Source organism: Listeria tempestatis (genome assembly GCF_963575625.1).
GTDB lineage: Bacteria > Bacillota > Bacilli > Lactobacillales > Listeriaceae > Listeria > Listeria tempestatis.
This window is the reverse complement of record NZ_CAUYTK010000004.1, coordinates 20,771-46,259: the sequence shown is the minus strand read 5'-3', so window position 1 is coordinate 46,259 and position 25,489 is coordinate 20,771. Positions and strand designations below refer to the sequence as shown.

Genomic DNA, 25,489 nt, shown 5'->3' with positions numbered 1-25,489 from the left:
TTGTAAAAATAAGTAAGTTTTATTAAAAAAAACGAGTTTCAGAAACCTAATCCTAAAACCCGTTCTCTACATATAATGCGGCCGAGAGGACTTGAACCTCCACGAGCTAATGCCCACAAGACCTCAACATACACTTTATTTTAGCTTAATGAGAATGCAATCATGAGCCTCGACATACTTAATACCTTTCTAATGTTGATTTTCTTTAAAAAAAATCGTAATTCTTGTAGATTACGACTGTAATAGTCTTTCGACTAGTCATTTCTAGATGAGCTGTAATGAATATTATTAATAATATGCTCCTCAACATAAATGCCTTCAAATAAATTTTGGTCAAAAATTGCTAGATTAAATCCATCAGTATGCATTGTACTTTTATACCTGATACCATGAAATTTACTTTCTCCTACATCATTAGTTTGTGACTTAATAAAATCACTGACATATTGTGTAGGGATATACTCAAGTGTATCGTCATTTTTTCTAAGTGGTTTAGCAATTTCTTCTCCTATTTTTTTTAAATGTTGCTTATTTACAGCAAGTTCTGTATAATCTTTGATTCTTTCAGAAAAGGGACTCAACTTATTAATAGCAGTAAAATCAACAACATGGATATCCTCCTTAAGTTTAAATTTTGCTACAGCTACTATATCTCTCGCACCAGCCCTAGTTTCATGTATTGCTGTTGTCTCGTTATTAGACAGATATAGAGCAGATATTCCCTTAGTATTAGCTCTACCATCCGTTGCTAGCTCCTCAGGTGGAGCCCCCATCTTATCTATATCAAAAGACTCATCTTTAACTATTCTTGCTCTAAAAAAATGCTCTTCTTTTTTTATGGTCAATCTGGCAATATCGCAAAATTTACCCAGTATATCTTTGTTGATATGCTCTGTATGAAATCTATTTTTAGATTTTATATCGGCTGTAAACTCATCCCAAGAAACTCCTTTAAGAATAGAATGCTCTCTAAGGTATGCCCCGTCTGAAAATTCTTCAATACCAATAGGATTACAAAATACCTCTGGGTCAAATGCGTAGTCTTCAGAGCAAATTTCCTTAATTAGCCTATATGCTGATTCTTTGTCTATGGAGAAAATATCCCAAGTATCAACTAACTCATCTTTCAACATATTATTCTTTTCTTCTGGATAGTTCTTAAGCCTTGACACAGGTGTGTATATATTCAACAAATCACTGAACAATCCTACAATTTCTTGATGCCTAGAATCTGTATCGTAAATAAAAACTTTTTTTCTTCTACACGTTTCACATTGCCCTTGTATTCCAAAGCTCTTAATAATACTTTTTATTTCATAGTCTCGGAAGCACATCTCACAACATATCACTGTTCTCACCTCGATGCTGAAGTAAATATTGATTCATTAATTCTAGATGATGCATCACAGACACCTTCTTAACTGTACCTAAACCCGGATATTTTTTATCTTCATAATATTTTCTGAATTGTTTAAGCCCATAAGTGTCGATGTCCACATTATCAGACCATTCAATTAACTTCCGCAATGCTTCTGAAAACTTCCCAGCGGGATCAGTTATATCGTCGTTAGAATCAGATACAAAGTGCTTTACTCTGAGATTATTTTCCTTATCAAAATAAACAATATGGATAACAACCGCATATGGGGCAAATCCTTTTTCCTTAAAATCTGATCCTATGACAGAATAATCTGAGAACCCTTTATACCCCTCATCGCTAAAAAATTTATGATCCGATGAAAAGAACTCATCATCTATACCACAATAATCGGAATTCCTATCTTTTTTCTCAAATTTGTCTGCAAAAAGAATTTTATTAGTGTTTACCCCTCTTCTGAAAGCGCTGTCATCAGGGATAAGACTAAAAATAGGCTTAGTTTCAATAAGTATTGTATTGAATGTAGCTAAATGATTTACTTCTTTACTATTGAAAATGGTTATCAACTGTTTTTTTGAAACTTCTAACATTCTAATTTCATGAAGACTATTTTTGTTCATTATATGCGCATTTATAATTGAGCTATTACTCATTAACTTATTAAGATGCTCCAGATTCTTTGTACTTAGCTTATCTCGTTCTTCTTCAAAATTCCCAACCATAGGATTCGTAATGAAACCAATATTCATATCCTGTTCATTAAAACATTCTAGTGTTTTTAGTAGTGTTGATGTGGGTTTTAAAGGCTCAATAATTGGGATAATTACTTCTTTACTTATTAGATTATTTTCAACTAGCTCCCGTAATGCTAATAGTTCAAATTGCTTACCTCGTAAATATGGAAAATACATTTTCTATTCCTCCCAGTTATGTTTTAAAAAGCTATCTAACTTAGTATAATCCTCTTTAGTATATTTAGAGAAATAGGCTAAGGATTTCAACTCATATGGAACAATATCATCATAGGCATCTATTTGAACACGCGCCCTTTTCTTTAATATGACTAACATCGCCTCATACGAGTGATTTATTGGAATTTGCTTGAAATACTTAAAACATTCTTTGTAGTAGCTAAATTGATTGGTTTCAGGCAGCTCACCGTAGTAATCCATTATTATTTCTTCGTATTCTACTCTTCTTAACACTTTAAACATTGTTATAAAGTCTAATTTACCTCTATCCTGAACTGGTTCTTTTCTTAAGCTAATAGTATTTCTACGTGTTAAAATACTAATTCCCACATTAGTATCTTTTAAAAGGTCCATAACTTTAGCATAATTGTTCTCCGAAGTAACTACTGACACATGATCAAAAGCTTTATAGTAATCTGCCAATTGTGAAAATAGTCTATCGAATGTATCCAGCTCCGTTTTGATTTCATAAACTATAGCTTTCCCGTTTATCAAAACAAAATCTGCCTTTGACCTATTAATTGGTACCTCTGATAACGCTGTTGTGGTGTTTAAACTATGTCTACCTAGAAGTAATTTATTCAACAAAGTATTTTTATAAAAATACTCATTTCTATACTCTTTATTCATATAGTTATAGACTTCACTTATAATATCTTTATTCGATATTTCAGTTCTTAACTCTAAGTTAACATATTTCTCCACACAATTATTATAAATTGATGTAGATTTATTATCTAGCAAATTTGAGAATATTCTTTGAGTAAAAAACCTATTTAAGATTATGTTGTTTTCAGTCATTTTACTCACCTTTTCTTCATTAATAATTTCTTCTGCTTTCTTTCAATTATACCATATCTAACATAATTCACCTAGACTATTACTACTTTTTTCATAAATTCCTCTAAAACAAAATCATCGTCAAGCACAGTCATTTGATAAACGATTGACTTCTCTCCTGTACTTAATCGAGACTTTTTTATGGAAAATGACCTTCTCACTATGTCAGAGACTCATTTAACCTGTAAAAAAAGCTTGTGGTCATAGCGTAATGGCATACGCGCAGGACTCACAAACTTCTTGATATTAGAGTATTCTCAATCTAATATAATGCGGCCGAGAGGACTTGAACCTCCACGAGCTAATGCCCACTAGGCCCTCAACCTAGCGCGTCTGCCGATTCCGCCACGACCGCGTAATTTGTACCAACAAAAAGTATTATAGTATTTTTTTAGAGGTTTTGTCAACGATTATAAGTGATTTTGCATAAATATTTTTCTTGCAAAAAAAGCGCTAAAAGCATATAGTAAAAGAGGCGATGGAGTTCGCTATTATTGCGTTTTGCGCTGATGACTCCTGTTGAAAGAGACATAGTTTGCTATGTTTTTTTCAACAGGAGTTTTTGATTGGAGGAGTAAATATGTATTTTTTATATGTCGGCATCTTTAGCGCGCTAGGTGGCATGACGCGTTATGGGATTAGCTTACTTATGGGGGGGAATACCTTTCCCGCTGCGACCCTCACGGTGAATTTAATAGGGTGTTTTTTGCTTGCAGTTGTGACGCAGGCGGTTGCGGCAAATCCGAAAGTGCGGCCGGAGTTCATTGCGGGGCTCGGAACTGGTTTTATCGGGGCATTTACAACATTTTCAAGCTTTAGCGTGGAAAATATCCAGTTAATTCAGGCAGGACACATTGGAATAGCAGGACTTTACATCGGAATCAGCTTGATGGGTGGCCTTGCCTTCGCAAAACTCGGTTACTTCTTTTCTGCAAAGTGGGTGAATCGTCATGCTTAACTTTTTGCTTGTCGGCATTGGCGCGGCTTTTGGTGGGATGACGCGTTACGGAATCTCGGTTTGGATGAAAAATAAGTGGAAGACCGATTTTCCGTGGGCAACCTTCCTCATCAATCTTTCGGGTTCTTTTCTTCTAGGCCTGCTTGTTTCGAGTCAGCTTTCTGATTTGTGGCAGCTCCTTATTGGGACTGGATTTATGGGTGGCTATACAACATTTTCGACTTTTAAAGTGGAAAGCACGGAACTGTATTTACAAAAAAGAACGGGAATTTTGTCGGTATATATGATTTTATCGTATGGTTTAGGCATTTCGTTTGCCGGTTTAGGTTTTTTTATAGGGAGTTTATAAGAATTGTTTAAGAAATACGCTTAAGCTTGTTTAAAAGACTGTAGGCATGCTATGCTAAGGTCAACAAACGTGCGAAAGGATAGACAATGAAAAAAATTATTTCGATTTTAATAATGAGCCTCTTTCTACTTGCGGCATGTTCAAATGATGAGGCTGTTAATTATTTAGTAATAGATGGAAGTATAACGGATGCAAGTGAAATCACGAGTAGAAATCAAGTGACAGCTTCTGGAATATTAACTTGGCAAGGTGCTGCGGAAAGTGATGCATCAAATGTTGTTTTTACCTTCGATAACTCAACTTCGATTGTAAATGAGTCTGGTAAGGCAATCGAATCAACAGATTTCCAAAAAGGCACGAAGTTTCAAGCTATCTTTCCAGAAGGTGTAAAATTAGTTGCCCCGTCTCCAGGAACAGTATCTGCAGCCGCAACGAAAATAATTGTAAAAGACTAGGTATATCACATAAAATCTAGTGGCTAATAAATAGCCGCTAGTTTTTTTGTATTTGATTGTATTCATTGCGAAATTATGATAAATTGAAGTAGTTACATAGTACAAGCACAGGAGGATTTTTTATGAAAAAAGGGTTAGTTTTATCAGTTTTGTTAGTCTTAATGTTAGTACTTGCAGCTTGTGGGAAAACGCCGCAAGAGAAATTTGCTGACACGTATTCAAATGCACTCGATGTTCCAGATCAATACACTCAAAAAATGTCGTTTAAAATTGATAATCTCGAATCAGACGATATTTATGGTAGTGATGCGGCTACAATAGCCATGCTTAAGAAAATGCAGCTTGATGCAACAGCGTCTATTGATAAAAAAGCGGAGAAATCTTATGTGGAATTCAACCTCATCTCAAACGGCGCCCTTAATTTTAATTTTGAAGTGGACGTTTTGATGAACAATAAAACAGGTGAGTCGTATATTCCACTCGATACAATTGTTAATCCAAATGAAAATTTAAAGGCGCTTCTTGATCAACAAACTGGCGGAATTTTTTCTAAAATTAATCAAGCATATCCGGATTTGAAAGATAAATATATTAGTACATCAGAACTTTCAAAATCATTAGGCGAGACAGGTGATGAAAAAACTAAACCATCTGAATCGGTCGCGAAAGCAACGGAAGATTTACAAAAGAAGATGAATGAAACCGTTACAGATTACTTAAAAGGTATGGATGAAAGTCGCTTTACAGAAGATGATGATGGTAATCTGACAACAACTTTAACTAAAAAAGATTTTGTTAACTTACTGAAAGACTTTAATAAAATGCTTGGCGAAGATAGTGTGAAGAAAGATATTCAAACAATTGCTGAATCACAAGGTAGTGTAACGGACTTTGACAAGGAGTATAAAGAATTCCGTGCGGATTTAACAGATGCAATTAAAGAAATGCAAGAAAACAAAACAATGAAGGCAAGCGTAAAAATATCATTGAAACCAGATGAAAATGATAAATTTAAATCGATGACAATGAAAATTGCAGTAGAAGATACAAAAAGCAATACAAAACTAGGCGGAACGTTTAAAGTCGAAAATGTTGCTTTCAAAAAAATCCCCGCCTTCCCGAAAGATGATGAAATTGTCAGCACTGAAGAAATTCAAACCATCATTCAAACTGTTATGATGCAAAGTGTATATGGCGATACAGACTTAACAGATTCTAATTTTTAAAAGGGACAGTGAACTAAGAACAGCCACGAGGCTGTTCTTCAGACTGCTGACAAACGGCAATCTTCGTCGTTAAACCCTCCGTTCCGATGCTCTCGTACTCAAAGTACGCTCCACTTCGGTACTCGGTTTTGCCTAGAATCTCACCATTTGTCAGCAATCTGATTTTGCGCGGGACATTTTGTTTTGTGTAAACTTTAAGTTTTTCTTCAAGCTGAGAACAGCCACGAGGCTGTTCTTTTTTTTGTTCTATGGTATGATAGGAACAGAAAATGATAGACAGGTGAAGAAAATGAAAGTCGAAAAACATATAAAAAATGCAGAAGAAACAATCACACTGGCAAAAAAGATAGGTCAAAAAGTGGATACTTCGTTCGTTATTTTGCTTGAAGGCGATTTAGGAGCGGGAAAGACCACCTTTACAAAAGGGCTTGCTGAAGGATTAGGAATCAAACAGCTCGTGAAAAGTCCCACCTTTACAATTATTCGTGAATATACGAGCGGACGCTTACCGCTTTATCATATGGATGTTTACCGTTTAGAAGAGGCATCTTCTGATGAGCTTGGCTTTGATGAATATTTTTTAGGCGATGGTGTATGTGTCGTCGAATGGGCACACTTTATTAGCGAAAGCTTACCAAGCGAGTATTTGAAAATCACCATTTCACGGATTTCAGATGATGAGCGGAACTTGGAATTTGAAGCAATAGGTGCGTGTTATGAGGCTTTCTTGACGGAGGTATTGGAATGATATTAGGCATTGATACGGCGACTGACACAATGAGTATTGCACTTTTTAATGAGGGGCAAATCACCGGAGAGCTGACGACAAATTTGAAAAAAAATCATAGCGTGAGACTGCTTCCAGCCATTCAAGAACTCATGCGAGAATGTGGCGTAGCGGTAAGCGATTTAACAAAAATTGCCGTTTCTAAAGGTCCTGGCTCTTATACTGGACTTCGAATTGGGGTCACGGTAGCTAAGACGCTGGCATGGGATCTGAATGTGCCTATTGTAGGCATTTCGTCTCTTCAAATTTTAGCCAAAAGTGGGATGTACTTCCCGGGGAAAATTGTGGCACTAATGGACGCGCGGCGGGAGAACGTTTATGCGGGCGTGTATCGTCAAGGGGACGTGCTGGAAACTTTAATTTCTGACCAACATATTGCGCTTACAGAACTACTTTTGAATTTTAGAGGGACGTCTGAAAAAATTTTATTTATTGGAACAATCCCGCTAAACTTGCAAGAAAAAATTGCGGGTGAATTGGGACAGCATGCGGTGTTTGCTAGCGCTGATACGAACTTTGCACGAGCGGCTAGCCTCGTTACTCTCGCTGAACATGAAAGCGGCACGGAGGCAACAAATTTCACACCTGACTACTTGAAGCTTGCAGAGGCCGAAAGCAAATGGCTCGAAGCGAGGAAGAAAATATGATTTCTTTTGAAAAAGCAACGCAAGAAGACGTCGATGCCCTGCTCCAAATTGAGCACGCTGTATTTAGTTCCCCATGGTCGCGTGAAGCCTTTTTAAATGAGTTCACAATCAACCAATATGCCCATTATTTGCTAGCCATTTTAGACGGGCAAATTATTGGCTACGGTGGCGTTTGGCTTGTACTTGACGAAGGTCACATTACAAATGTCGCCATTCATCCCAATTTTCAAGGACAAAAATACGGCGAGGCGCTACTAAAAGCGCTGTTAGATTTAGCGAAACAAAACGGTGTTATAAATATGACACTTGAAGTACGTGTATCGAATACGCGAGCACAAAACTTATATCGGAAATTTAATTTTCAAAACGGTGCAATTCGCAAAAGTTACTATCCAGATAACGGCGAAAATGCACTTGTAATGTGGGTGAATTTATCATGACAAAAAAAGAAACGATTATTTTAGGCATTGAATCAAGTTGCGATGAAACGGCAGCTGCAGTCGTAAAGGGCGGCAAGGAAATCTTGTCGAATGTTGTCGCATCTCAAATTGAGAGCCATAAACGATTTGGCGGTGTTGTACCTGAAATTGCCTCGAGGCACCACGTGGAACAAATTACCATCGTCATCAAAGAGGCGCTAAATCAGGCGAATGTCACGCTAGATGACGTAGACGGAATTGCCGTAACAGAAGGCCCTGGTCTTGTGGGAGCGCTACTCATTGGGGTAAACGCAGCTAAAACGCTGGCTTTTTCTCATCAAAAACCACTCATTCCAGTACACCATATCGCGGGGCATATTTATGCAAACCGCTTTGAAACCGAAATGCAGTTTCCGCTACTCGCGCTTGTTGTGAGCGGAGGACACACAGAGCTTGTTTTGATGAAAGCACACAATGAATTTGAAATTATCGGTGAAACGCGCGATGATGCGGCTGGTGAGGCGTACGATAAAGTGGCTCGGACGCTTGGTTTGCCTTATCCCGGGGGAGTTCAGATTGACCGCTTGGCAAAAGAAGGGGAAGATACGTTTCATTTTCCGCGCGCCATGCTCGGCGATGGTAGCTACGATTTTAGCTTTAGTGGCTTAAAATCTGCATTTATTAATTTGCTCCATAATATGCGCCAAAAAAACTTAGAACCGAGTCCGGCTGATTTAGCAGCGAGCTTTCAGGCGAGCGTTGTCGACGTTTTAGTCGAAAAAACAATTGCTGCCGCGAAAGAATACGGTGTAAAACAATTGCTTCTAGCAGGAGGTGTTGCCGCGAACCTTGGTTTGCGCGAACGAATGATTCAAGAAGCTGAACTTGAAATCCCTGCCACCCAATTGATTATCCCGCCACTTTCACTTTGCGGAGACAATGCCGCAATGATTGCAGCTGCTGGAACCGTAGCTTATGAAGAAGGCAAATTCGGAGATCTAGCCTTAAACGCCAGACCAGGTTTGCTGTTTGAAGAAGTTTAAAAACATGGGCGAGAATTCGTCCACGTTTCTGGCTATTGACAAACAGTAATCTTCGGAGTTTTTGGCTCTATTCCAGTACTCGGATTTGCCTAAAATCTCGTCATTTGCTAGCAATCTGATTTTTGCTGTACCTAAGTGTAGAGTTTTTCTACAAGCTAACTATGTATCCTTTATTCAAATAATGAGTAAAAATATAAGCTACCAGATAGTTTAATATATTTGGTAGCTTATTGATTAATTATTAAATTAAAATACTTTAAATATCTCCGGGCGCTTCTAGTGTTTCAAACAATTTTATCCTTTCATCTGTCAATGGATAAAATTGTTCACTTAACTCATAAACACATACTCCCCAGTTGCTTTCTTCTGTAATTGTAGCATCTATTTCCATGAATTTTTTTATGAAATTCTCATACTCAATCTCATCTCTTGTGTCTATTAAATCCATAACCTTCTCGATAAATAATCTTTGACATTGCATAAAAGCTTTTATGGTTTTATTGCAATATAAAATATCATCTTCTTCTATTACAAACACTTCTCCTGTTTGTTGACAAAGGCCATAGAACTGTACTATTGTACATCCAAAAAGTATATAACTTCTACCATCTCTTTTATACAAATACTGCGATTCCGTAAAAAATTCTATGCCATTGTTTCTGTAAGGTAGACATGATTTTACATCTACAAGTTCTCGCTGTATTTCAATTAGCCGCTTCTTTATGGTTTCTAATCCATATGGTGGTTTCATATATTCTCCCCACATTTCATCAACTATCTTATATTGTAATCGTTAAAATCTCTGTTTTAGTGTTAAGAATGCAATGCGTGCGAATTTCATCATCTGCTAGTAGCCCGACATGGACGAACTCTTTTATGCATTCAATTCCTCTATTTCCTCACTTACGATTTCCCAGTCAGCCATAAGCGCCTCAGCAATTTGTTTTATAGCATCTAGTTCTTCAGTAATCACAAAACTTTTTTCGTGGTCGTTAAAAACCGATGGAAGTGTCAATTCATGTTCGAGCGAAGCGATTTTTCCGTCACATTCTTCCATTTTTTCCTCAATAAGAGCGAGCTTTCGTGTTTTTTGTCGTAATAATTTTTGTGCTTCCTTACTTTGCTGGTAAGCTGCCTTATTAGAAGGGTTTTCAGTTTGTAAGGGGAACTTGCCATTTTGAAGCTTTTCTTCCATTTCAAGACGTGCAATTTCCTTATTTTCCGCGAGTTTCTCCTGATAATAATCATAATCGCCCAAATAACGCGTTGCCCCGTTTGGACTAAGTTCAATGATATCTTGTGCGATGCGGTTAATAAAATAACGGTCATGCGAAACGAATAAAATGGTACCCTCAAAATCAATCAGCGCCGCCTCTAAAACTTCCTTACTTTCAATATCCAAATGGTTGGTCGGCTCATCTAAAATAAGCACGTTCGCCCCAAGTAGCGTTAGCTTAGAAAGCGCAAGACGGGCTTTCTCACCGCCACTAAGCGTATCTACAATTTTTAACACATCATCTTCTGTAAAAAGAAAATTTCCAAGTGTCGTGCGGACAGCCTTTTCATCTAGTTCCGGATATTCATCCCAAAGTTCTTGTAAAATCGTTTTTTTGGAAGAAAGCTTAGCTTGCTCTTGGTCGTAATACCCGATTTTAACGCCAGCGCCAAAGCGAAAATCGCCCTTCAAAACAGGGATTTCACGAATGAGTGATTTTAAAAGGGTGGACTTGCCAATACCGTTTGGCCCAACTAGTGCAATACTGTCACCGCGCTTCATTTCAAACCGAACATTTTGCGCCACCAATTGCTCTTTCGAATAACCAATGGCCACATCTTCAACAAATAAAATATCGTTTCCAGGGATGCGGTCAAATTGAAATCCAAAATGGGCCGCTTTTTCATTTCCTTCTGGCCGATTTAAGCGGTCCATTTTCTCCAGTTTTTTCCGCCGGCTTTGCGCCCGTTTAGTGGTTGACGCACGGACGATATTACGAGCAACAAAGTCTTCCAATTTAGCTATTTCCGTCTGTTGTTTCTCGAATTCCTTCCAATCTTTTTCAAGCTGCTCCTCCTTTAAAACAAGAAAACGACTGTAATTTCCAACATAATGCGTGATTTTTGTGCGGGAAATTTCATAAACTTGGTTCACAACCCGGTCCAAAAAGTAGCGGTCGTGCGAAACGATGAGAAGCGCGCCTGCATAATTTTGCAAATACCCTTCGAGCCACGAAAGCGTTGCAATATCAAGGTGGTTCGTTGGTTCATCTAAAATTAAAAGATCTTGTTTGGATAAAAGTAGTTTTGCAAGTGCAAGTCTCGTTTTCTGGCCACCACTTAATGCCGCGACTAATTTCTCATAATCTTCTTCGAAAAAATGGAGCCCATGAAGCACGGAACGAATTTCGGCTTCATACGTGTAACCACCCCGTTCTTTGAAAAGGTGTTGCAGCTCATCGTAACTATCTAAAGCTTGCTTTGTAGCCAGAGCATCTGCATACATGTCGCCATCTGCCATCTTTAATTCCATCTCGCGTAGCTCGCGTTCCATGTTACGTAAATCTTCAAAAACGGTTAGCATTTCATTCCAAATCGTTTTGCTGGATTCAAGTCCCGTATTTTGTGCTAAATAGCCAATTCGCACATTTTTCGGTTTTGAAATTTGCCCCGCATCATAGCCAGTTTGCCCCGCAATGATTTTTAGAAGCGTAGATTTCCCCGCCCCGTTTCTGCCGACAAGAGCAATACGGTCATTCGTTTTAATTTCTAATTTTATATTTTCTAAAATTGTTTCAGCACCAAAGTACTTGGCAATTTGTTGTACTTGTAAAAGAATCATATTTTTCTCTCCCATCCTTTTCTAGTTTATCTTAAAGACGTGTCTGTTGCAATCACACATTTAGTCTTGTGAAATCATTAGCATTAATTGTGATTTTACGTTACAATGTAAGTAGAGGAATAAAATAAAAGCTGGTAAAATAAAGGTTTTCTAAATATGTGAGCAAAAAGTTTGTGCATTTTATGTGAAATGTTTATAGTATATAAGCAAGCATGTGAACGAGAGAACAGTTAGAATGCTTGAAAACGAACTATATTTTATCAGGAAGAAGGGACTAATTGGCATGATGGATGAAACGACAAAAATTCCACAGGCGACAGCAAAACGCTTACCGCTATATCATCGCTATTTGAAATACTTACATGAATCAGGAAAAGAGCGCGTATCTTCAGCAGAGTTAAGTGAAGCTGTAAAAGTGGATTCTGCAACAATTCGCCGCGATTTCTCATATTTTGGCGCACTCGGTAAAAAAGGATATGGCTATAACGTATCTTACATTCTAGACTTTTTTGGAAAAACACTCAGCCAAGATAAAGAAACTAACGTTGCCATAATTGGAGTAGGGAATCTTGGAACCGCGCTACTTCATTATAACTTTATGAAAAACAATAATATTCGAGTATGTGCCGCATTTGATGTGGATCCTGCAAAAGTAGGTAGCGTTCAACAAGATATTCCGATTTATCATTTAAATGATATGGAAGAAATTTTAAAAGAAAATAATGTTGAAGTAGTTATTTTAACCGTACCATCTGATGAAGCACAAACAACAGTGGACAAACTTATCGAAGCAGACGTGAAGGGCATTTTAAACTTTACACCAGCACGAATTAGTGTGCCTAAACAAGTACGTGTCCACCACATTGATTTAACGACTGAACTACAAACGCTTATCTACTTCTTAGAAAACTATCCATCTAAAAACTAAAATAATGGAATAGCTGACCTTATTAGCTTAAATAAAAATGGTCTTCAAATTAAAGTAAAACAAAATATTTTACGCAAAACCAAACTGATGGCAAATGATGCGACTTTCGATAAAGCCAAATACCAAAGCGGAGGCTTTTACGATGAAGATTACCAACTGTCATCAGTTTGGCTAGCACTTAAATGTGCTTGTTTTCGATAAGAGGTGAAAAGAATGAAACGACTGAAAAAATTAAATTGGACGCAGTGGGTCGCCCTTTTTATTTTTGTATCCATGGGAATCTCGATGATTGTAACAATTTTTGAAATTTTTACGGCCCCAACAGTACAGCCAGCAGATGGTCCGAAAGTGACGCTCCGAAGCGATTATATTTTCTTATTAGTAGAAATTATTTTAGGAATTATCATTTTAGCATTGCCATCGATTGTTTCTAGACGCTTTAAATTTGAAATTCCAGGACTTGTTTACCTTATGTTTATCGTTTTTCTATATGCATCGATTTATCTTGGGACCATTCAACAATTCTACTCGAACGTTCCACATTGGGATAAAATCTTACACACATTCAGTGGCGCAATGCTAGGTGCGATAGGATTTTCCTTTGTTAGCTTGCTAAATGCGAATGATAAAGTCGTTGTGAATATGAAACCTGGTTTTGTTGCAATATTTTCCTTCTGCTTTGCAGTAACGCTTGGCGCTTTTTGGGAAGTTTATGAATATACGTTTGACGCTATTTTAGGATTAAACATGCAGCGTTTTGAACTCTCTAACGGAACGCCACTCGTTGGGCGGGCTGCTCTCGAAGACACCATGACAGACGTGATTGTAGATATTATTGGTGCATTAGTAATCGCCATTATCGGATACTTAGCACTAAAAAAAGGTCGTCCGTGGATGAAACAATTCGAATTTAAACGAACAAAATAAACCTTTATAAAACGTTGAAGTCGGTTAATAACTGTACCTCAACGTTTTTTATTGAAAATGGGATTTTCCCTAATAGACATTTTGTGTAGCCTCAATTTATAGTGAGAGGACAGGTTTTAAAGAGCGGAGTGTTAAAATGAGAACTGGAATTTTATATGTTTCACATGGAAGTCGTGTAGCGCATAATAATGAAAAGGTATCCCGATTTACATCTGAAATATATCCTCTTTTGGGAAATGAAATCCCGCAACAAACAGCTTTTTTAGAAGGCGATGAGCAAACCATTAAATGGGGAATCAATGATTTAGCCAAAAAAGGTGTTGAAAAAATTATCGTCATTCCATTACTGCTTTTTACAGCTACTCATGTGAATGAAGATATTCCGCGTGCCTTAGCGGAATCCACAAAAGAAAGACCATTCCTTACATTTAAAATAGTATCGCCGTTAGCTGAAATGCCAGGCATTGAAAATATCTTAGTCCGGAGAATTTGTATGCATGTACATACGAAAATGACAACACTTTATTTCATTGCCCATGGCTCAGCGAAGTATCCTGAAATTCCTGCCAAATTACATGCAATTTGTCAAAAAGTAGAAGCACAACTAGGCATTAAAACAAAATCCGCTTTCTTATATGGTGAAAAGCCGTATATGGAAATTTTACAGCAAGAAAAAGGTGAGTTGCTCATATATCCTTTTTTCCTTTTAGATGGATTACTCGTTTCTAAAATCGAAATAGCTGTGCATGAAAAATTTCCAGAGGCGACTATTCTACCTTCGCTTAATTTAGATGATGACTTGAAAGATCTTATCATAACTGAAATTAGGAAGGAGCTTTAAAAATGGGCTATATCGTTAATCTGTCACTTACAAATAAAAGAATCGTTGTCATCGGTGGAGGAAGAATCGCAAAACGAAAAGTAGAAGGATTGTTAAAAGAAGAACCCAATTGCCGCATTCATGTCGTAGCACCAGAAATTCGAAGTGATTTTCCAAAAGCTCCCAACCTTACTTTTGCTAAAAAGATCTATGAAAAAGAAGATTTGCTTGAGGCCCACCTCATTTTCGCTTGCACAAATGATGCCACCATCAATCAAACCATTGGTCGCGAAAAATCAATTTTCCAGTGGATAAATGATGTGAGCGACAAAACAGAAAGCGATTTTAAAAATGTCGCCCTAGCCAAGTATCAAAATTTCCAAATTGGAATCGCAAGCCGAGACGGCAACCCAAACGCCAGCTTACAATTTAAAAAATCCTTAGAGGAAAAGTTTAGGTAAATCCCTAATTCTTTCCCTCTTTTTTTAATGCTATCCTAAAAGGTGATAATATGTATCATATTATGTTCATAACATCACAAATTAGGAGTGGACGGCATGGAAAAGGAAAAATTAGTTTTAATTGGCAATGGCATGGCGGGTGTTAGATGTATAGAAGAAATTTTAGAACGCGACCAAAATCGATATGACATCACGATAATTGGAGCAGAAAAATATCCTAATTACAATCGAATCATGCTATCCAATATTTTGCAAAAAAAGATGACAGTGGACGAAACGATTACAAACCCACTTGAATGGTATACGGAAAATAATATCGAGCTACTAAATGATAATCGGGCAATCCGCCTAGACTCAGAAGCGCAAATGATTGAACTGGCTGACGGTAAAACGGTGAGCTATGACAAATGTATTTTGGCAACAGGCTCACGCCCGTTTATTTTACCAATCGAAGGAGCCGACTTAGAAGGTGTTGTCGCATTTCGGACAATCGAGGACACCGAAAAAATTTTAGATTATGCGAATCGATATAAAAAGGCGGCTGTTATTGGCGGTGGACTTCTCGGATTAGAAGCTGCAAAAGGCCTAGTCGATCAAGGAATGGATGTTACAGTAGTGCATTTAGAAAACTGGCTAATGGAAATGCAACTAAATGAAGCAGCTGGACAACTATTAAAAATGGATTTAGAAAAACAAGGACTAAAATTCCAAATGGCAACAAAAACGGAAAAAATTCTTGGAACAAAGCATGTTAGTGGATTAGCTTTTTCTGACGGGACAACTTTAGATACCGATCTGGTTGTCATGTCAATTGGCATAAGACCAGAAAAAGCACTTGCCGAGGCAGCTGGGATTGCTACTAATCGTGGCATTCTTGTTAATGATTATTTAGAAACGAGCGTTTCCAATATTTATGCACTTGGAGAATGTGTGGAGCATCAAGGAACTTGCTATGGCTTAGTAGCCCCTTTATACGAACAAGGAAAGGTATTAGCCGATTATTTAACTGGGAAAGAAACCGAAGGCTATAAAGGAAGTATGACGCACACCGCGTTAAAAGTATCTGGCTGTGATTTGTTTTCAGCAGGACTCATAAAAACGGATGATGAAATAAAAGCGATTGAAGCACATGATGAGTGGAACAATAGTTACAAGAAAGTATTTATTAAAAATGGTCGTGTGGTGGGGACAATTTTATACGGAGATACGGCAGATGAAAATCGCTTTTTAAAAATGATTACGCAAAAATTAGATATTAGTGATTTAGGCCCCGTGTCACTACTTACATCGCCAAATGATGACACAAGTGATGATGTCTCAACTTGGGAAGATAGCGAAACCGTTTGTGGCTGTAATGGTGTTACGAAAGGTACTATTTTAGAAGCCATAAGCACACATCATTTAACATCTGTTTCTGAAGTGACTAAAATGACTAAAGCAGGCGGGTCATGTGGGAAATGTAAAGATAAAGTGCATGATTTACTTGGGATTGCGCTTGGCGGCGAAGTAGTTCAGGCGGCTACTGGCATTTGTGGTTGTACAAACCTATCGCGTGATGAAATTGTGCTGCAAATTCATAAAAGAGGTTTGAAGTCCAGTTCAGAAGTTTACCGGGAACTTAGTTTTAAACAAAAAGAAGGGTGTTCAAAATGTCGCCCAGCCATTAATTTTTATTTGAATGTTGCTTTTCCAGGTGAGCATGAAGATGAAAAAGCATCGCGCTACGTCAATGAACGGCTATATGCCAATATTCAAAATGACGGAACTTACTCAGTTATACCGAGAATGCGCGGCGGTAAAACAAGTCCGGAGCAACTGCTTTTAATTGCTAAAACGGCAGAAAAATATAATGTTCCGCTTGTAAAAGTAACTGGGAGCCAGCGTATTGGTATGTACGGCGTGAAAAAAGAAGACTTGCCTAAAATTTGGGAAGAACTCGATATGAAATCCGCTGAAGCATACGCGAAAGCAGTTCGCTCTGTGAAAACCTGTGTTGGAAAAAATTTCTGTCGTTTTGGTACGCAAGATTCGATGGGGTTGGGCATTAAGCTTGAAGAAAGATATGAATTTATCGACACCCCGCATAAGTTTAAAATGGGTGTTTCAGCTTGTCCGCGAAGCTGCGTAGAAAGTGGCGTCAAAGATTTTGGGGTCATTGGTGTTGAAAATGGCTTCCAAATTTATATTGGAGGAAACGGCGGAACAACGGTTGAAGAAGGCAAATTGCTAACGATTGTAGAGACCGAAGAAGAAGTTATCGAAATTTGTGGTGCGATGATTCAGTATTACCGAGAAACTGGTATTTATGCGGAACGAACGTCTCCTTGGATGCAGCGGCTTGGTTTTGAACACGTTCAAAGTGTGTTGTTAGATAAAGAAAAACGTGCGTTACTTTTAGATGCGCTAAATGAAGCTGGAAAGCGTGATGAGCCTTGGAAGGCAGTTCGTGAGGACGAAGTGTTACAGAAAAAACTTTATACAGTTGGGAGTACAGAAGAATGAGCACAAAACAAAGATTTTTAGTGGGCAATATTCAAGATTTACCAAAGCAAATGGGTTATGAATTTTTGGCAGGCGATGAAAAAATTGCGATTTTCAGACTAAGCAATGACAAAGTGAAAGCGATTCGAAACGTTTGTCCGCATAAAAATGGGCCTTTAGCGGAAGGAACTGTTTCTGGTGACTTCGTTTTTTGTCCACTACACGACTATAAAATCTCTTTAGAGGACGGTTTGGTTCAGGAACCAGATGAGGGTTGTGTTGCGACTTATGAAGTAGACGTTTTAGATGATCTCGTCTATGTACTGGTGTAGTTATGGGAAAAGTTTATTTAGTTGGGGCAGGACCTGGTGACCCAGAACTTTTGACAATGAAAGCAATGCGTCTGTTAAAAACAGCAGATGTTGTTATTTATGATCGCCTCGTTAATCCCATTTTTTTACAATTGACGAAAAGGTCTGCAAAGCTTATTTATTGTGGTAAAAAGCCCTATCATCATGCAATGAAACAAGAAAAAATCAATGCGGCATTAGTGAAATATGGTCATACAAATGGGCAGATAGTTCGTTTGAAAGGCGGGGATCCGAGTATATTTGGCCGGGTGAAAGAGGAAATGGATTGTTTAGAAAAAGCAGGATTGCCATATGAAATTGTACCAGGAATCACAGCCGCATCAGGCGCTGCAGCGTATGCAGGGATTTCACTTACCGACCGGGATGATAGTCGTCATGTGACGTTTTCAACCGCACATTGTAAGGGGGATGAATTCATAAGCGCACAACTAGCTGCGTTTACGGAACACGGAACGGCATGTTTTTACATGGGCATGGAAAATCTTCCTTTTATTAAAAAAAAGCTTTTGGAACAAGATGTAAGTTTGGACTTGCCCGTTGCCATTATCTCGTGGGGCAGTTACGGAAGACAGCAAAAATTAGTTGGCACGTTAAAGACTATCGAGAGGATTGTGGCAAAGTCGGAAATTAGAAATCCAGCGTTAATAATCGCTAGTGAGGTTGTACGTAAGGCGCCACCAGAAAGCTGGTTTGAAAAGCTTCCTCTTTTTGGAAAACGTATTTTGTATGTTTCTCTAAATGCTTTTTCTTTTGATAAAATGATAGAATTTACTTCCCGCGGTGCTGATTTTTGGTTTATTCAAGTCGGTCCAAATCGCGATAAACGTTTTGATGATTTGACGAATAAATTTCTTCAAGAAAAAGGTTTCACAGATATTTATTTTGAAAATGAAACAAGCAAGGAATTGTTTCAAACAAATTGTTAATAAGCGATACCGAGACAAATGGCAAATGGTGGTTTAACGCCATTTGCCATTTGTCTCTTTTCAGCATAATTAGAGAAATCCCTAATGTTTAAATCTATAGGTAAAAAGTATAGTTGAAAGTAAGAAAGTCTCTTATTTTATAAGCAGAGGTGAGAATCGTGAAATATCGAAAAAAAGGACTTAAATTTTTTAAGAAAACCGAAAAATTTAATGGAAATTGGACAATTTTAGAAGAAAAAAGCCGTTCGTGGGAAAAAATGTATCGCGATAGATGGGCTCATGATAAAGTGGTGAGAACAACCCATGGGGTCAATTGCACGGGTTCTTGTAGTTGGAAAGTTTTTGTTAAAAATGGAATTATTACTTGGGAGAATCAAGCGACAGATTATCCGTCTTGTGGTGTGGATATGCCAGAATTTGAACCCCGTGGTTGTCCGCGTGGTGCAAGTTTTTCTTGGTATGAATACAGTCCACTTAGGGTGAAGTACCCGTATATTCGCGGCTTACTTTGGAGAATGTGGCAAAATGCGCTTAAACAGTATCCTAATCCAGTGGCGGCATGGGCAAGTATTGTAGAAGATCCAGAAAAAGCAGCCGCTTATAAAAGTGCACGTGGTAAAGGTGGGCAAGTTCGTGTTTCCTGGCATGATGCATATGAGTTAATTAGCGCGATGCTACTTTATACCATTAAAAAATATGGACCAGATCGCGTGGCGGGCTTTACACCTATTCCTGCAATGTCAATGATTAGTTATGCGGCAGGTTCGCGTTTTATTACATTGCTTGGTGGTGAAATGCTAAGTTTTTATGATTGGTATGCAGATTTGCCACCCGCTTCCCCGCAAATTTGGGGTGAGCAAACGGATGTCCCTGAATCGAGCGATTGGTACAATGCAGGCTACATTATGATGTGGGGATCCAATGTACCACTAACGAGAACACCAGATGCCCACTTTATGACAGAGGTTCGCTATAAAGGAACAAAAGTGGTTGCAGTTGCGCCAGATTATGCTGAAAATGTAAAATTTGCAGACAACTGGCTCGCGCCAAATCCTGGCACGGACGCAGCACTTGCGCAAGCAATGACACATGTTATTTTAAAAGAATTTTATCAGGAGAAAAAAGAAGCTTTATTTTTGAACTATGCTAAGCGATTTACGGATTTACCGTTTTTAATCCTTCTTGATGAAGAAAAAGAGGGCTATAAGGCAGGTCGATTCCTTCGTGAAACAGATTTGGGTGTGGAAAGTGAACACGGAGAATGGAAAACATGCCTTATTAATGCGGAAACTGACCAAATATCAACGCCAAACGGCACAATTGGACAGCGCTGGGATAAAAATGAAAAGTGGAATTTAAGCCTTGAAAATGAGGATGGTACAGAAATTTCACCAAAACTTTCATTAAAAGAAGAAGGCAATATTGAAAAAATTGCTTTTCCATTTTTTGATGAATCAGGAAATGGCACGTTTTGGCGTCACATCCCAGTTCGAGAAGTAACACTTCATGATGGCACAAAACGTTTTGTTGCAACGGTTTACGATATTATGCTAAGCCAATATGGTATTGAGGCATTTCAAGGAGATACACTTGCTGCTTCAAGCTTCGATGATGCAAATAGTTTCTATACACCAGCATGGCAAGAAAAAATCACTGGAGTAAAAGCAAGCATCGTCACACAAGTTGCCCGCGAGTTTGCCCAAAATGCAATTGATACAAAAGGTCGTTCCATGATTATTATGGGGGCTGGAATTAATCACTGGTTTAACAGCGATACTATCTATCGTTCCATTTTAAACTTAGTCATCTTAACTGCCTCCCAAGGCGTAAATGGTGGAGGTTGGGCGCATTATGTAGGTCAAGAAAAATGCCGTCCTATTGAAGGGTGGCAAACGGTTGCTTTTGCAAAAGACTGGCAAGGGGCTGTTCGTCAGCAAAATGGTACTAGTTTCTGGTATTTTGCAACGGATCAATGGAAATATGAGGAGATGGAAAATGCCGCACTAAAATCGCCACTTGCAAAAGATTTGCGATACAAGCACCCAGCTGATTACAATGTTTTAGCCACGCGCCTTGGCTGGCTACCATCGTTCCCGCAATTTAATAAAAGCTCACTATCTTACGGAGAAAAAGCACCAGAAAAAACGAATGAAGAGCTAATTCAGGAACTTGTGAAAGATTTAGTGTCTGGGGAAACAAAATTTGCTGTAGAAGACCCAGATAATCCAGACAACTTCCCAAGAGGTCTTTTCGTCTGGCGCTCTAATTTGATGTCCTCTAGTAGTAAAGGCCAAGAATACTTTATGAAACATTTGCTAGGAACAACTGATAATTTGCTGTCCAAACCAAATGATGAGTTTCGTCCAGAAGAGATGGTGTGGCGTGATGAGGAAGTGCGCGGAAAGTTAGATTTACTTGTCACTCTTGATTTCCGAATGACAGCAACACCAATGTATTCAGATGTTGTTTTACCAGCAGCAACATGGTATGAGAAAACGGATTTATCAAGTACGGATATGCACCCATTTGTCCATCCATTTAATCCAGCTATTAACCCGCTATGGGAATCAAAATCGGATTGGAATATTTTTAAAGATTTAGCACAAGTATTTTCAAAAATGGCGCACCATATTTTTGATAAACCAGAACGAGATATTGTGATGCTCCCGCTTGGTCATGACTCAGAAAAAGAAATTGCGCAGCCATACGGGGAAATTAAAGACTGGAAGAAAGGCGAAATTGAAGCAATTCCTGGGAAAACAATGCCGATTTTCCAAGTCGTAGAACGTGACTATACACAAATTTTCGATAAGTTTATTTCGTTTGGTCCTAACGTCTCAAGCGGTCTAGTTGGTGCGCACGGGACACAGTTTTCAGTGGCGCCAGAATATGAGGAAATCAAACAAATGAATGGCACATATGTGGATGACACAATTAAAAATGGTAAGCCAATCATTAGCGATGAGCGTCAAGTTGCGGATGCCATTTTAAGAATTTCAAGTGCCACAAATGGCAAAGTAGCTGTACGCGCATGGGAAAGTGCGGAAGAAATGACGGGTATACCGCTTGTAGATCTCGCAAAAGACCGTGAGGCAGAAAAAATTACATTCCAAAGTATTACGGTACAACCTCGCGAGGTGATTCCAACGCCCGTTTTCACAGGTTCAAATACGAACGGAAAACGCTATTCTCCGTTTACAACCAATATTGAACGTTTAGTTCCGTTTCGGACGCTCACAGGAAGGCAGCAATTTTATATTGATCATGAACTGTTTTTACAGTACGGCGAAGCCTTACCGATATACAAACCGACACTACCACCTCAAGTTTTTGCCAAAAGAGATGATGTAGAAAAAGAAGTGAGCGAAAATACGCTAACGCTCCGATATTTGACACCGCACGGGAAGTGGAATATTCACAGTATGTACCAAGATAACCAACACATGTTAACCCTTTTCAGAGGTGGACCAAATGTATGGCTAAATAATGAAGATGCCGAAGCTTCTGGGATAAAAGATAACGATTGGTTAGAGGTGTATAACCGAAATGGTGTCGTAACTGCAAGAGCGGTCGTGAGTCACCGAATCCCTAGAGGAACAATGTTTATGTATCATGCGCAAGACAAACATGTGAACGTACCAGGCAGCATTTTAACTGGAAACCGAGGTGGAAGTCATAATTCACCGACAAAAATTCATGTGAAACCAACACAAATGGTCGGTGGGTATGCACAGCTAAGCTATGGTTTTAACTACTACGGACCAATTGGAAATCAACGAGATTTATATGTAAATGTGAGAAAACTAAAAGAGGTGAACTGGCTTGAAGATTAAAGCGCAAATTGGAATGGTAATGAACCTTGATAAATGTATTGGCTGCCATACTTGTAGTGTGACATGTAAAAATACGTGGACAAATCGACCTGGTGCAGAATATATGTGGTTTAATAATGTAGAAACAAAGCCAGGAGTGGGTTATCCGAAAAGATGGGAAGACCAAGAAGAATATAAGGGTGGTTGGACTTTAAATAAAAAAGGAAAACTTGAATTAAAATCGGGCTCAAAATGGAGCAAGGTTGCACTTGGGAAGATTTTTTATAATCCAGATATGCCAGAGTTAAAAGACTACTATGAACCATGGACGTATGATTATGAAAATTTATTTTCCCCAGAGCAAAGAAAAAATCAACCTGTTGCAAGACCAAAATCCGTTATTTCTGGCGCTAACATGGAAATTGAATGGGGGCCAAACTGGGAAGATGATTTGGCTGGGGCACCGAATACACTACCACAAGATCCTAATATGAAGAAAATCGAATCGGAAATTCGTTCTAATTTCGAAACAACGTTCATGATGTATTTACCACGTCTTTGTGAGCATTGTTTAAATCCGGCCTGTGTGGCATCGTGTCCAAGTGGTGCGATGTATAAACGCGATGAGGATGGCATTGTTTTAGTTGACCAAGAGGCGTGTCGCGGCTGGCGCTATTGTATGACTGGCTGCCCTTATAAAAAAGTTTATTTTAACTGGAAAACGAATAAAGCTGAAAAATGCACGTTTTGTTTCCCAAGAATCGAAGCGGGTCTTCCAACGGTTTGCTCAGAAACATGCACTGGTCGCATTCGATATTTAGGTGTGATGCTATACGATGCTGACCGTGTAAAAGAAGCAGCAGAAACGAAAGATGAAAAGGAACTTTACGAGGCACAACTCGATTTATTTTTAGACCCAAATGATCCAGCTATAATAGAACAGGCACGAAAAGACGGCATTGCGGAAGATTGGATTATAGCGGCTCAAAATTCGCCTATTTATAAAATGGCAAAAGAATATAAAATTGCGTTCCCGCTACATCCCGAGTATCGGACAATGCCAATGGTTTGGTATGTACCACCACTATCACCGATTATGAATTACTTTGAAGGAAAAGATTCCATTCAAAATCCAGATATGATTTTCCCAGCTATTGAAGAAATGCGCTTACCTGTCGATTATTTAGCGAGTATTTTAACAGCGGGCAATACGTCGGTTGTAAAAGAAGCACTCCATAAAATGGCCATGATGCGCCTTTATATGCGTAATGTCTCATCTGGAAAAGAGTTTGATGTTACAAGGCTAGAACGTGTTGGTCTTACAGAGGAAAACTTGAAGAAGATGTATCGTTTACTTGCCATCGCTAAATACGAGGATCGTTTTGTTATTCCAACAAGTCATAAGGAAGAATACATGGACACATATCGTGCGCAAGGGGAAACTGGATTTAGTGATGCTTGTAGCGGTTGTAGTTTGGCGCCTGAACATACACAAATAATGCAAGCACACACAGATGGCAAAACAACACAAGAAATGTATGAAGAAAGTTTCTACGGGGGGATTTGGCGTGATTAATGCATCTATTTTAAACGAAAAACGAGCCATTTTTGGGAAACTATCGAATTTACTAGATTACCCTGAAAAACAATTTATGAATGAGCGCTATGTGCTCGGAAATCTAGAATGTGCTGAAGCTGAAACAAAAAAGCATCTTCAAACATTTTGGCTGTTTTTAGAAGGAAAACGTCTTTTCGAAGTCGAACAATTTTACACAGAAAGTTTTGACTTTACGAAAAAACTCTCCCTTTATATGACATATTATAAATTTGAAGATGCAAGAGAGCGTGGACAAATGCTTGCCAAATTGAAATTTTTGTATGAAATGTTTGGCTTGCTCGCAGTAGACGAAGAATTAACGGATTTTTTACCATTGATGCTTGAGTTTTACGAGGCGGGTGACTGGTATCAAGATGAAAGATTTCAAGACTTACAAGTTTCTTTTGGTGTCGTCGAAGACGGGACATACTTTTTACTTCAAAATTTAAAAAAAGAAAATCATCCGTATGCTTCATTAATTGAGGCATTACGGATAGAGCTAAGAGCATGTATGGTTAAAAAGGAGGGATCAGCTCATGTGGAATAATTTTTTGTGGGCTATTTTGCCATATCTCGTCTTTATAAGCTTTATTGTCGGTCATATTTTTCGCTACCGTTATGATCAATTTAGTGTGACAGCAAAATCTAGTGAACTTATTGAGAAGCGGCAATTAATGATTGGGAGTATTCTTTTTCACGTTGGTATTTTATTTGTTATTGGCGGACATTTTATTGGCTTAGTTATTCCAAAAACGTGGACGGAAGCAGTGGGGATAAGCGAACATGCCTATCACACTGTTGCGGTTGGTATTGGTTCTGTATTTGGTGTGATGACTTTTTTAGGTATGTTTTTACTAACGTACAGACGGCTCAGCCATAAAAGTGTGCGACGACTTAGTTCGTCAGGGGATATTATCGTGAATATCACCTTACTATTAACCGTGCTTCTAGGAATATTAAGCACTTTATTTGGCACAAAAGAAGTACCTGGTTTTGATTACCGTGAATCTATTTCCATATGGTTTAGACAGATTTTTATGTTCAAACCAGACGCAAGTTTGATGAAGGACATCCCACTTCTTTTTAAACTTCACATCTTGAGTACATTTATCATTTTTGGATTGTTTCCGTATACGCGACTTGTTCATGCATGGAGTGTCCCGCTCAGTTATCTAAAGAGAAGATATATTATTTATCGGAAAAATCCATCATAAAGAGACTACTCATTTTATTTAAGTTGCGTTATAGTAGTAGTAA

At 38.3% G+C, this 25,489-nt stretch carries 24 protein-coding genes, 1 tRNA gene and 1 riboswitch; of the genes, 19 read left to right on the top strand and 6 right to left on the bottom strand.

Annotation, left to right across the window (positions count from 1 at the left end; translation table 11 throughout):
• Positions 1-254 precede the first annotated feature (254 nt).
• From R8923_RS06855 to R8923_RS06840, 4 genes are all read right to left on the bottom strand, one after another.
• Positions 255-1,349, bottom strand: coding sequence for an RES family NAD+ phosphorylase (locus R8923_RS06855; protein WP_485872027.1), 1,095 nt, complete (start codon positions 1,347-1,349; stop codon positions 255-257).
• Positions 1,336-2,289 (bottom strand): sce7725 family protein, encoded by a 954-nt coding sequence (locus R8923_RS06850; RefSeq protein ID WP_485872026.1) that lies wholly within the window; start codon positions 2,287-2,289, stop codon positions 1,336-1,338. Before R8923_RS06850 ends, R8923_RS06855 begins: the two co-directional genes overlap by 14 nt.
• A 3-nt stretch (positions 2,290-2,292) precedes the next feature.
• The gene (locus R8923_RS06845; protein WP_485872025.1) at positions 2,293-3,150 is read right to left on the bottom strand and encodes a sce7726 family protein; all 858 of its coding nucleotides are present in this window, start codon (positions 3,148-3,150) and stop codon (positions 2,293-2,295) included.
• Positions 3,151-3,460: 310 nt separating this feature from the next.
• A tRNA-Leu gene (locus R8923_RS06840) sits at positions 3,461-3,544 on the bottom strand.
• Positions 3,545-3,654: 110 nt separating this feature from the next.
• Positions 3,655-3,715: riboswitch (Fluoride riboswitch) on the top strand.
• Positions 3,716-3,769: 54 nt separating this feature from the next.
• Here R8923_RS06840 and R8923_RS06835 point away from each other — a divergent pair.
• From R8923_RS06835 to tsaD, 8 genes are all read left to right on the top strand, one after another.
• Positions 3,770-4,147: a CrcB family protein gene (locus tag R8923_RS06835; protein WP_485872024.1), complete on the top strand. Its 378-nt coding sequence runs from the start codon at positions 3,770-3,772 to the stop codon at positions 4,145-4,147.
• Positions 4,140-4,496 (top strand): fluoride efflux transporter CrcB, encoded by a 357-nt coding sequence (crcB, locus tag R8923_RS06830; protein ID WP_485872023.1) that lies wholly within the window; start codon positions 4,140-4,142, stop codon positions 4,494-4,496. The genes R8923_RS06835 and crcB overlap by 8 nt, the downstream gene beginning before the upstream one ends.
• Before the next feature lie 86 nt (positions 4,497-4,582).
• Complete coding sequence (locus R8923_RS06825; protein WP_485872022.1) at positions 4,583-4,951, top strand: hypothetical protein; 369 nt, start codon at positions 4,583-4,585, stop codon at positions 4,949-4,951.
• Between the two features lie 122 nt (positions 4,952-5,073).
• The gene (locus R8923_RS06820; RefSeq protein ID WP_485872021.1) at positions 5,074-6,177 is read left to right on the top strand and encodes an Lmo2079 family surface lipoprotein; all 1,104 of its coding nucleotides are present in this window, start codon (positions 5,074-5,076) and stop codon (positions 6,175-6,177) included.
• Between the two features lie 289 nt (positions 6,178-6,466).
• The gene (tsaE, locus tag R8923_RS06815; RefSeq protein ID WP_485872020.1) at positions 6,467-6,925 is read left to right on the top strand and encodes a tRNA (adenosine(37)-N6)-threonylcarbamoyltransferase complex ATPase subunit type 1 TsaE; all 459 of its coding nucleotides are present in this window, start codon (positions 6,467-6,469) and stop codon (positions 6,923-6,925) included.
• Positions 6,922-7,611: a tRNA (adenosine(37)-N6)-threonylcarbamoyltransferase complex dimerization subunit type 1 TsaB gene (tsaB, locus tag R8923_RS06810; protein ID WP_485872019.1), complete on the top strand. Its 690-nt coding sequence runs from the start codon at positions 6,922-6,924 to the stop codon at positions 7,609-7,611. Before tsaE ends, tsaB begins: the two co-directional genes overlap by 4 nt.
• Positions 7,584-8,051, top strand: a complete 468-nt coding sequence (gene rimI / locus R8923_RS06805; protein ID WP_485872018.1) for a ribosomal protein S18-alanine N-acetyltransferase — start codon at positions 7,584-7,586, stop codon at positions 8,049-8,051. Before tsaB ends, rimI begins: the two co-directional genes overlap by 28 nt.
• A complete protein-coding gene (gene tsaD / locus R8923_RS06800; RefSeq protein WP_485872017.1) occupies positions 8,048-9,073 on the top strand; it encodes a tRNA (adenosine(37)-N6)-threonylcarbamoyltransferase complex transferase subunit TsaD in 1,026 nt (341 codons plus the stop codon). Before rimI ends, tsaD begins: the two co-directional genes overlap by 4 nt.
• A 256-nt stretch (positions 9,074-9,329) precedes the next feature.
• Here the strand turns inward: tsaD and R8923_RS06795 are convergent, their stop codons facing one another.
• Together R8923_RS06795 and R8923_RS06790 are read right to left on the bottom strand one after the other, a co-directional pair.
• On the bottom strand, positions 9,330-9,824 hold the full coding sequence (locus R8923_RS06795; RefSeq protein ID WP_485872016.1) for a hypothetical protein: 495 nt from the start codon (positions 9,822-9,824) through the stop codon (positions 9,330-9,332).
• A 123-nt stretch (positions 9,825-9,947) separates the two neighbouring features.
• Positions 9,948-11,909, bottom strand: a complete 1,962-nt coding sequence (locus R8923_RS06790; protein WP_485872015.1) for an ABC-F family ATP-binding cassette domain-containing protein — start codon at positions 11,907-11,909, stop codon at positions 9,948-9,950.
• A gap of 283 nt (positions 11,910-12,192) precedes the next feature.
• Between R8923_RS06790 and R8923_RS06785 the strand changes: the two genes are divergently transcribed.
• From R8923_RS06785 to narI, 11 genes are all read left to right on the top strand, one after another.
• Entirely contained in the window at positions 12,193-12,837 is a 645-nt protein-coding gene (locus tag R8923_RS06785; RefSeq protein WP_485872286.1) for a redox-sensing transcriptional repressor Rex, read from the top strand.
• Positions 12,838-13,059: 222 nt separating this feature from the next.
• The gene (locus tag R8923_RS06780) at positions 13,060-13,764 is read left to right on the top strand and encodes a DUF2238 domain-containing protein (protein ID WP_485872285.1); all 705 of its coding nucleotides are present in this window, start codon (positions 13,060-13,062) and stop codon (positions 13,762-13,764) included.
• Positions 13,765-13,900: 136 nt separating this feature from the next.
• The gene (locus tag R8923_RS06775; protein ID WP_485872014.1) at positions 13,901-14,605 is read left to right on the top strand and encodes a sirohydrochlorin chelatase; all 705 of its coding nucleotides are present in this window, start codon (positions 13,901-13,903) and stop codon (positions 14,603-14,605) included.
• Positions 14,606-14,607: 2 nt separating this feature from the next.
• A complete protein-coding gene (locus R8923_RS06770) occupies positions 14,608-15,045 on the top strand; it encodes a precorrin-2 dehydrogenase/sirohydrochlorin ferrochelatase family protein (protein ID WP_485872013.1) in 438 nt (145 codons plus the stop codon).
• A gap of 96 nt (positions 15,046-15,141) precedes the next feature.
• Positions 15,142-17,547: a nitrite reductase large subunit NirB gene (gene nirB, locus R8923_RS06765; protein WP_485872012.1), complete on the top strand. Its 2,406-nt coding sequence runs from the start codon at positions 15,142-15,144 to the stop codon at positions 17,545-17,547.
• Positions 17,544-17,858: a nitrite reductase small subunit NirD gene (gene nirD, locus R8923_RS06760; RefSeq protein WP_485872011.1), complete on the top strand. Its 315-nt coding sequence runs from the start codon at positions 17,544-17,546 to the stop codon at positions 17,856-17,858. Before nirB ends, nirD begins: the two co-directional genes overlap by 4 nt.
• 2 nt (positions 17,859-17,860) lie before the next feature.
• Entirely contained in the window at positions 17,861-18,823 is a 963-nt protein-coding gene (gene cobA / locus R8923_RS06755) for a uroporphyrinogen-III C-methyltransferase (RefSeq protein WP_485872010.1), read from the top strand.
• Positions 18,824-18,981: 158 nt separating this feature from the next.
• Positions 18,982-22,656 (top strand): nitrate reductase subunit alpha, encoded by a 3,675-nt coding sequence (locus tag R8923_RS06750; RefSeq protein WP_485872009.1) that lies wholly within the window; start codon positions 18,982-18,984, stop codon positions 22,654-22,656.
• Positions 22,646-24,211: a nitrate reductase subunit beta gene (narH, locus tag R8923_RS06745; protein WP_485872008.1), complete on the top strand. Its 1,566-nt coding sequence runs from the start codon at positions 22,646-22,648 to the stop codon at positions 24,209-24,211. The genes R8923_RS06750 and narH overlap by 11 nt, the downstream gene beginning before the upstream one ends.
• Positions 24,204-24,779: a nitrate reductase molybdenum cofactor assembly chaperone gene (gene narJ, locus R8923_RS06740; protein WP_485872007.1), complete on the top strand. Its 576-nt coding sequence runs from the start codon at positions 24,204-24,206 to the stop codon at positions 24,777-24,779. The genes narH and narJ overlap by 8 nt, the downstream gene beginning before the upstream one ends.
• Complete coding sequence (gene narI, locus R8923_RS06735) at positions 24,769-25,446, top strand: respiratory nitrate reductase subunit gamma (protein ID WP_485872006.1); 678 nt, start codon at positions 24,769-24,771, stop codon at positions 25,444-25,446. Before narJ ends, narI begins: the two co-directional genes overlap by 11 nt.
• The last annotated feature ends 43 nt before the right edge of the window (positions 25,447-25,489 follow it).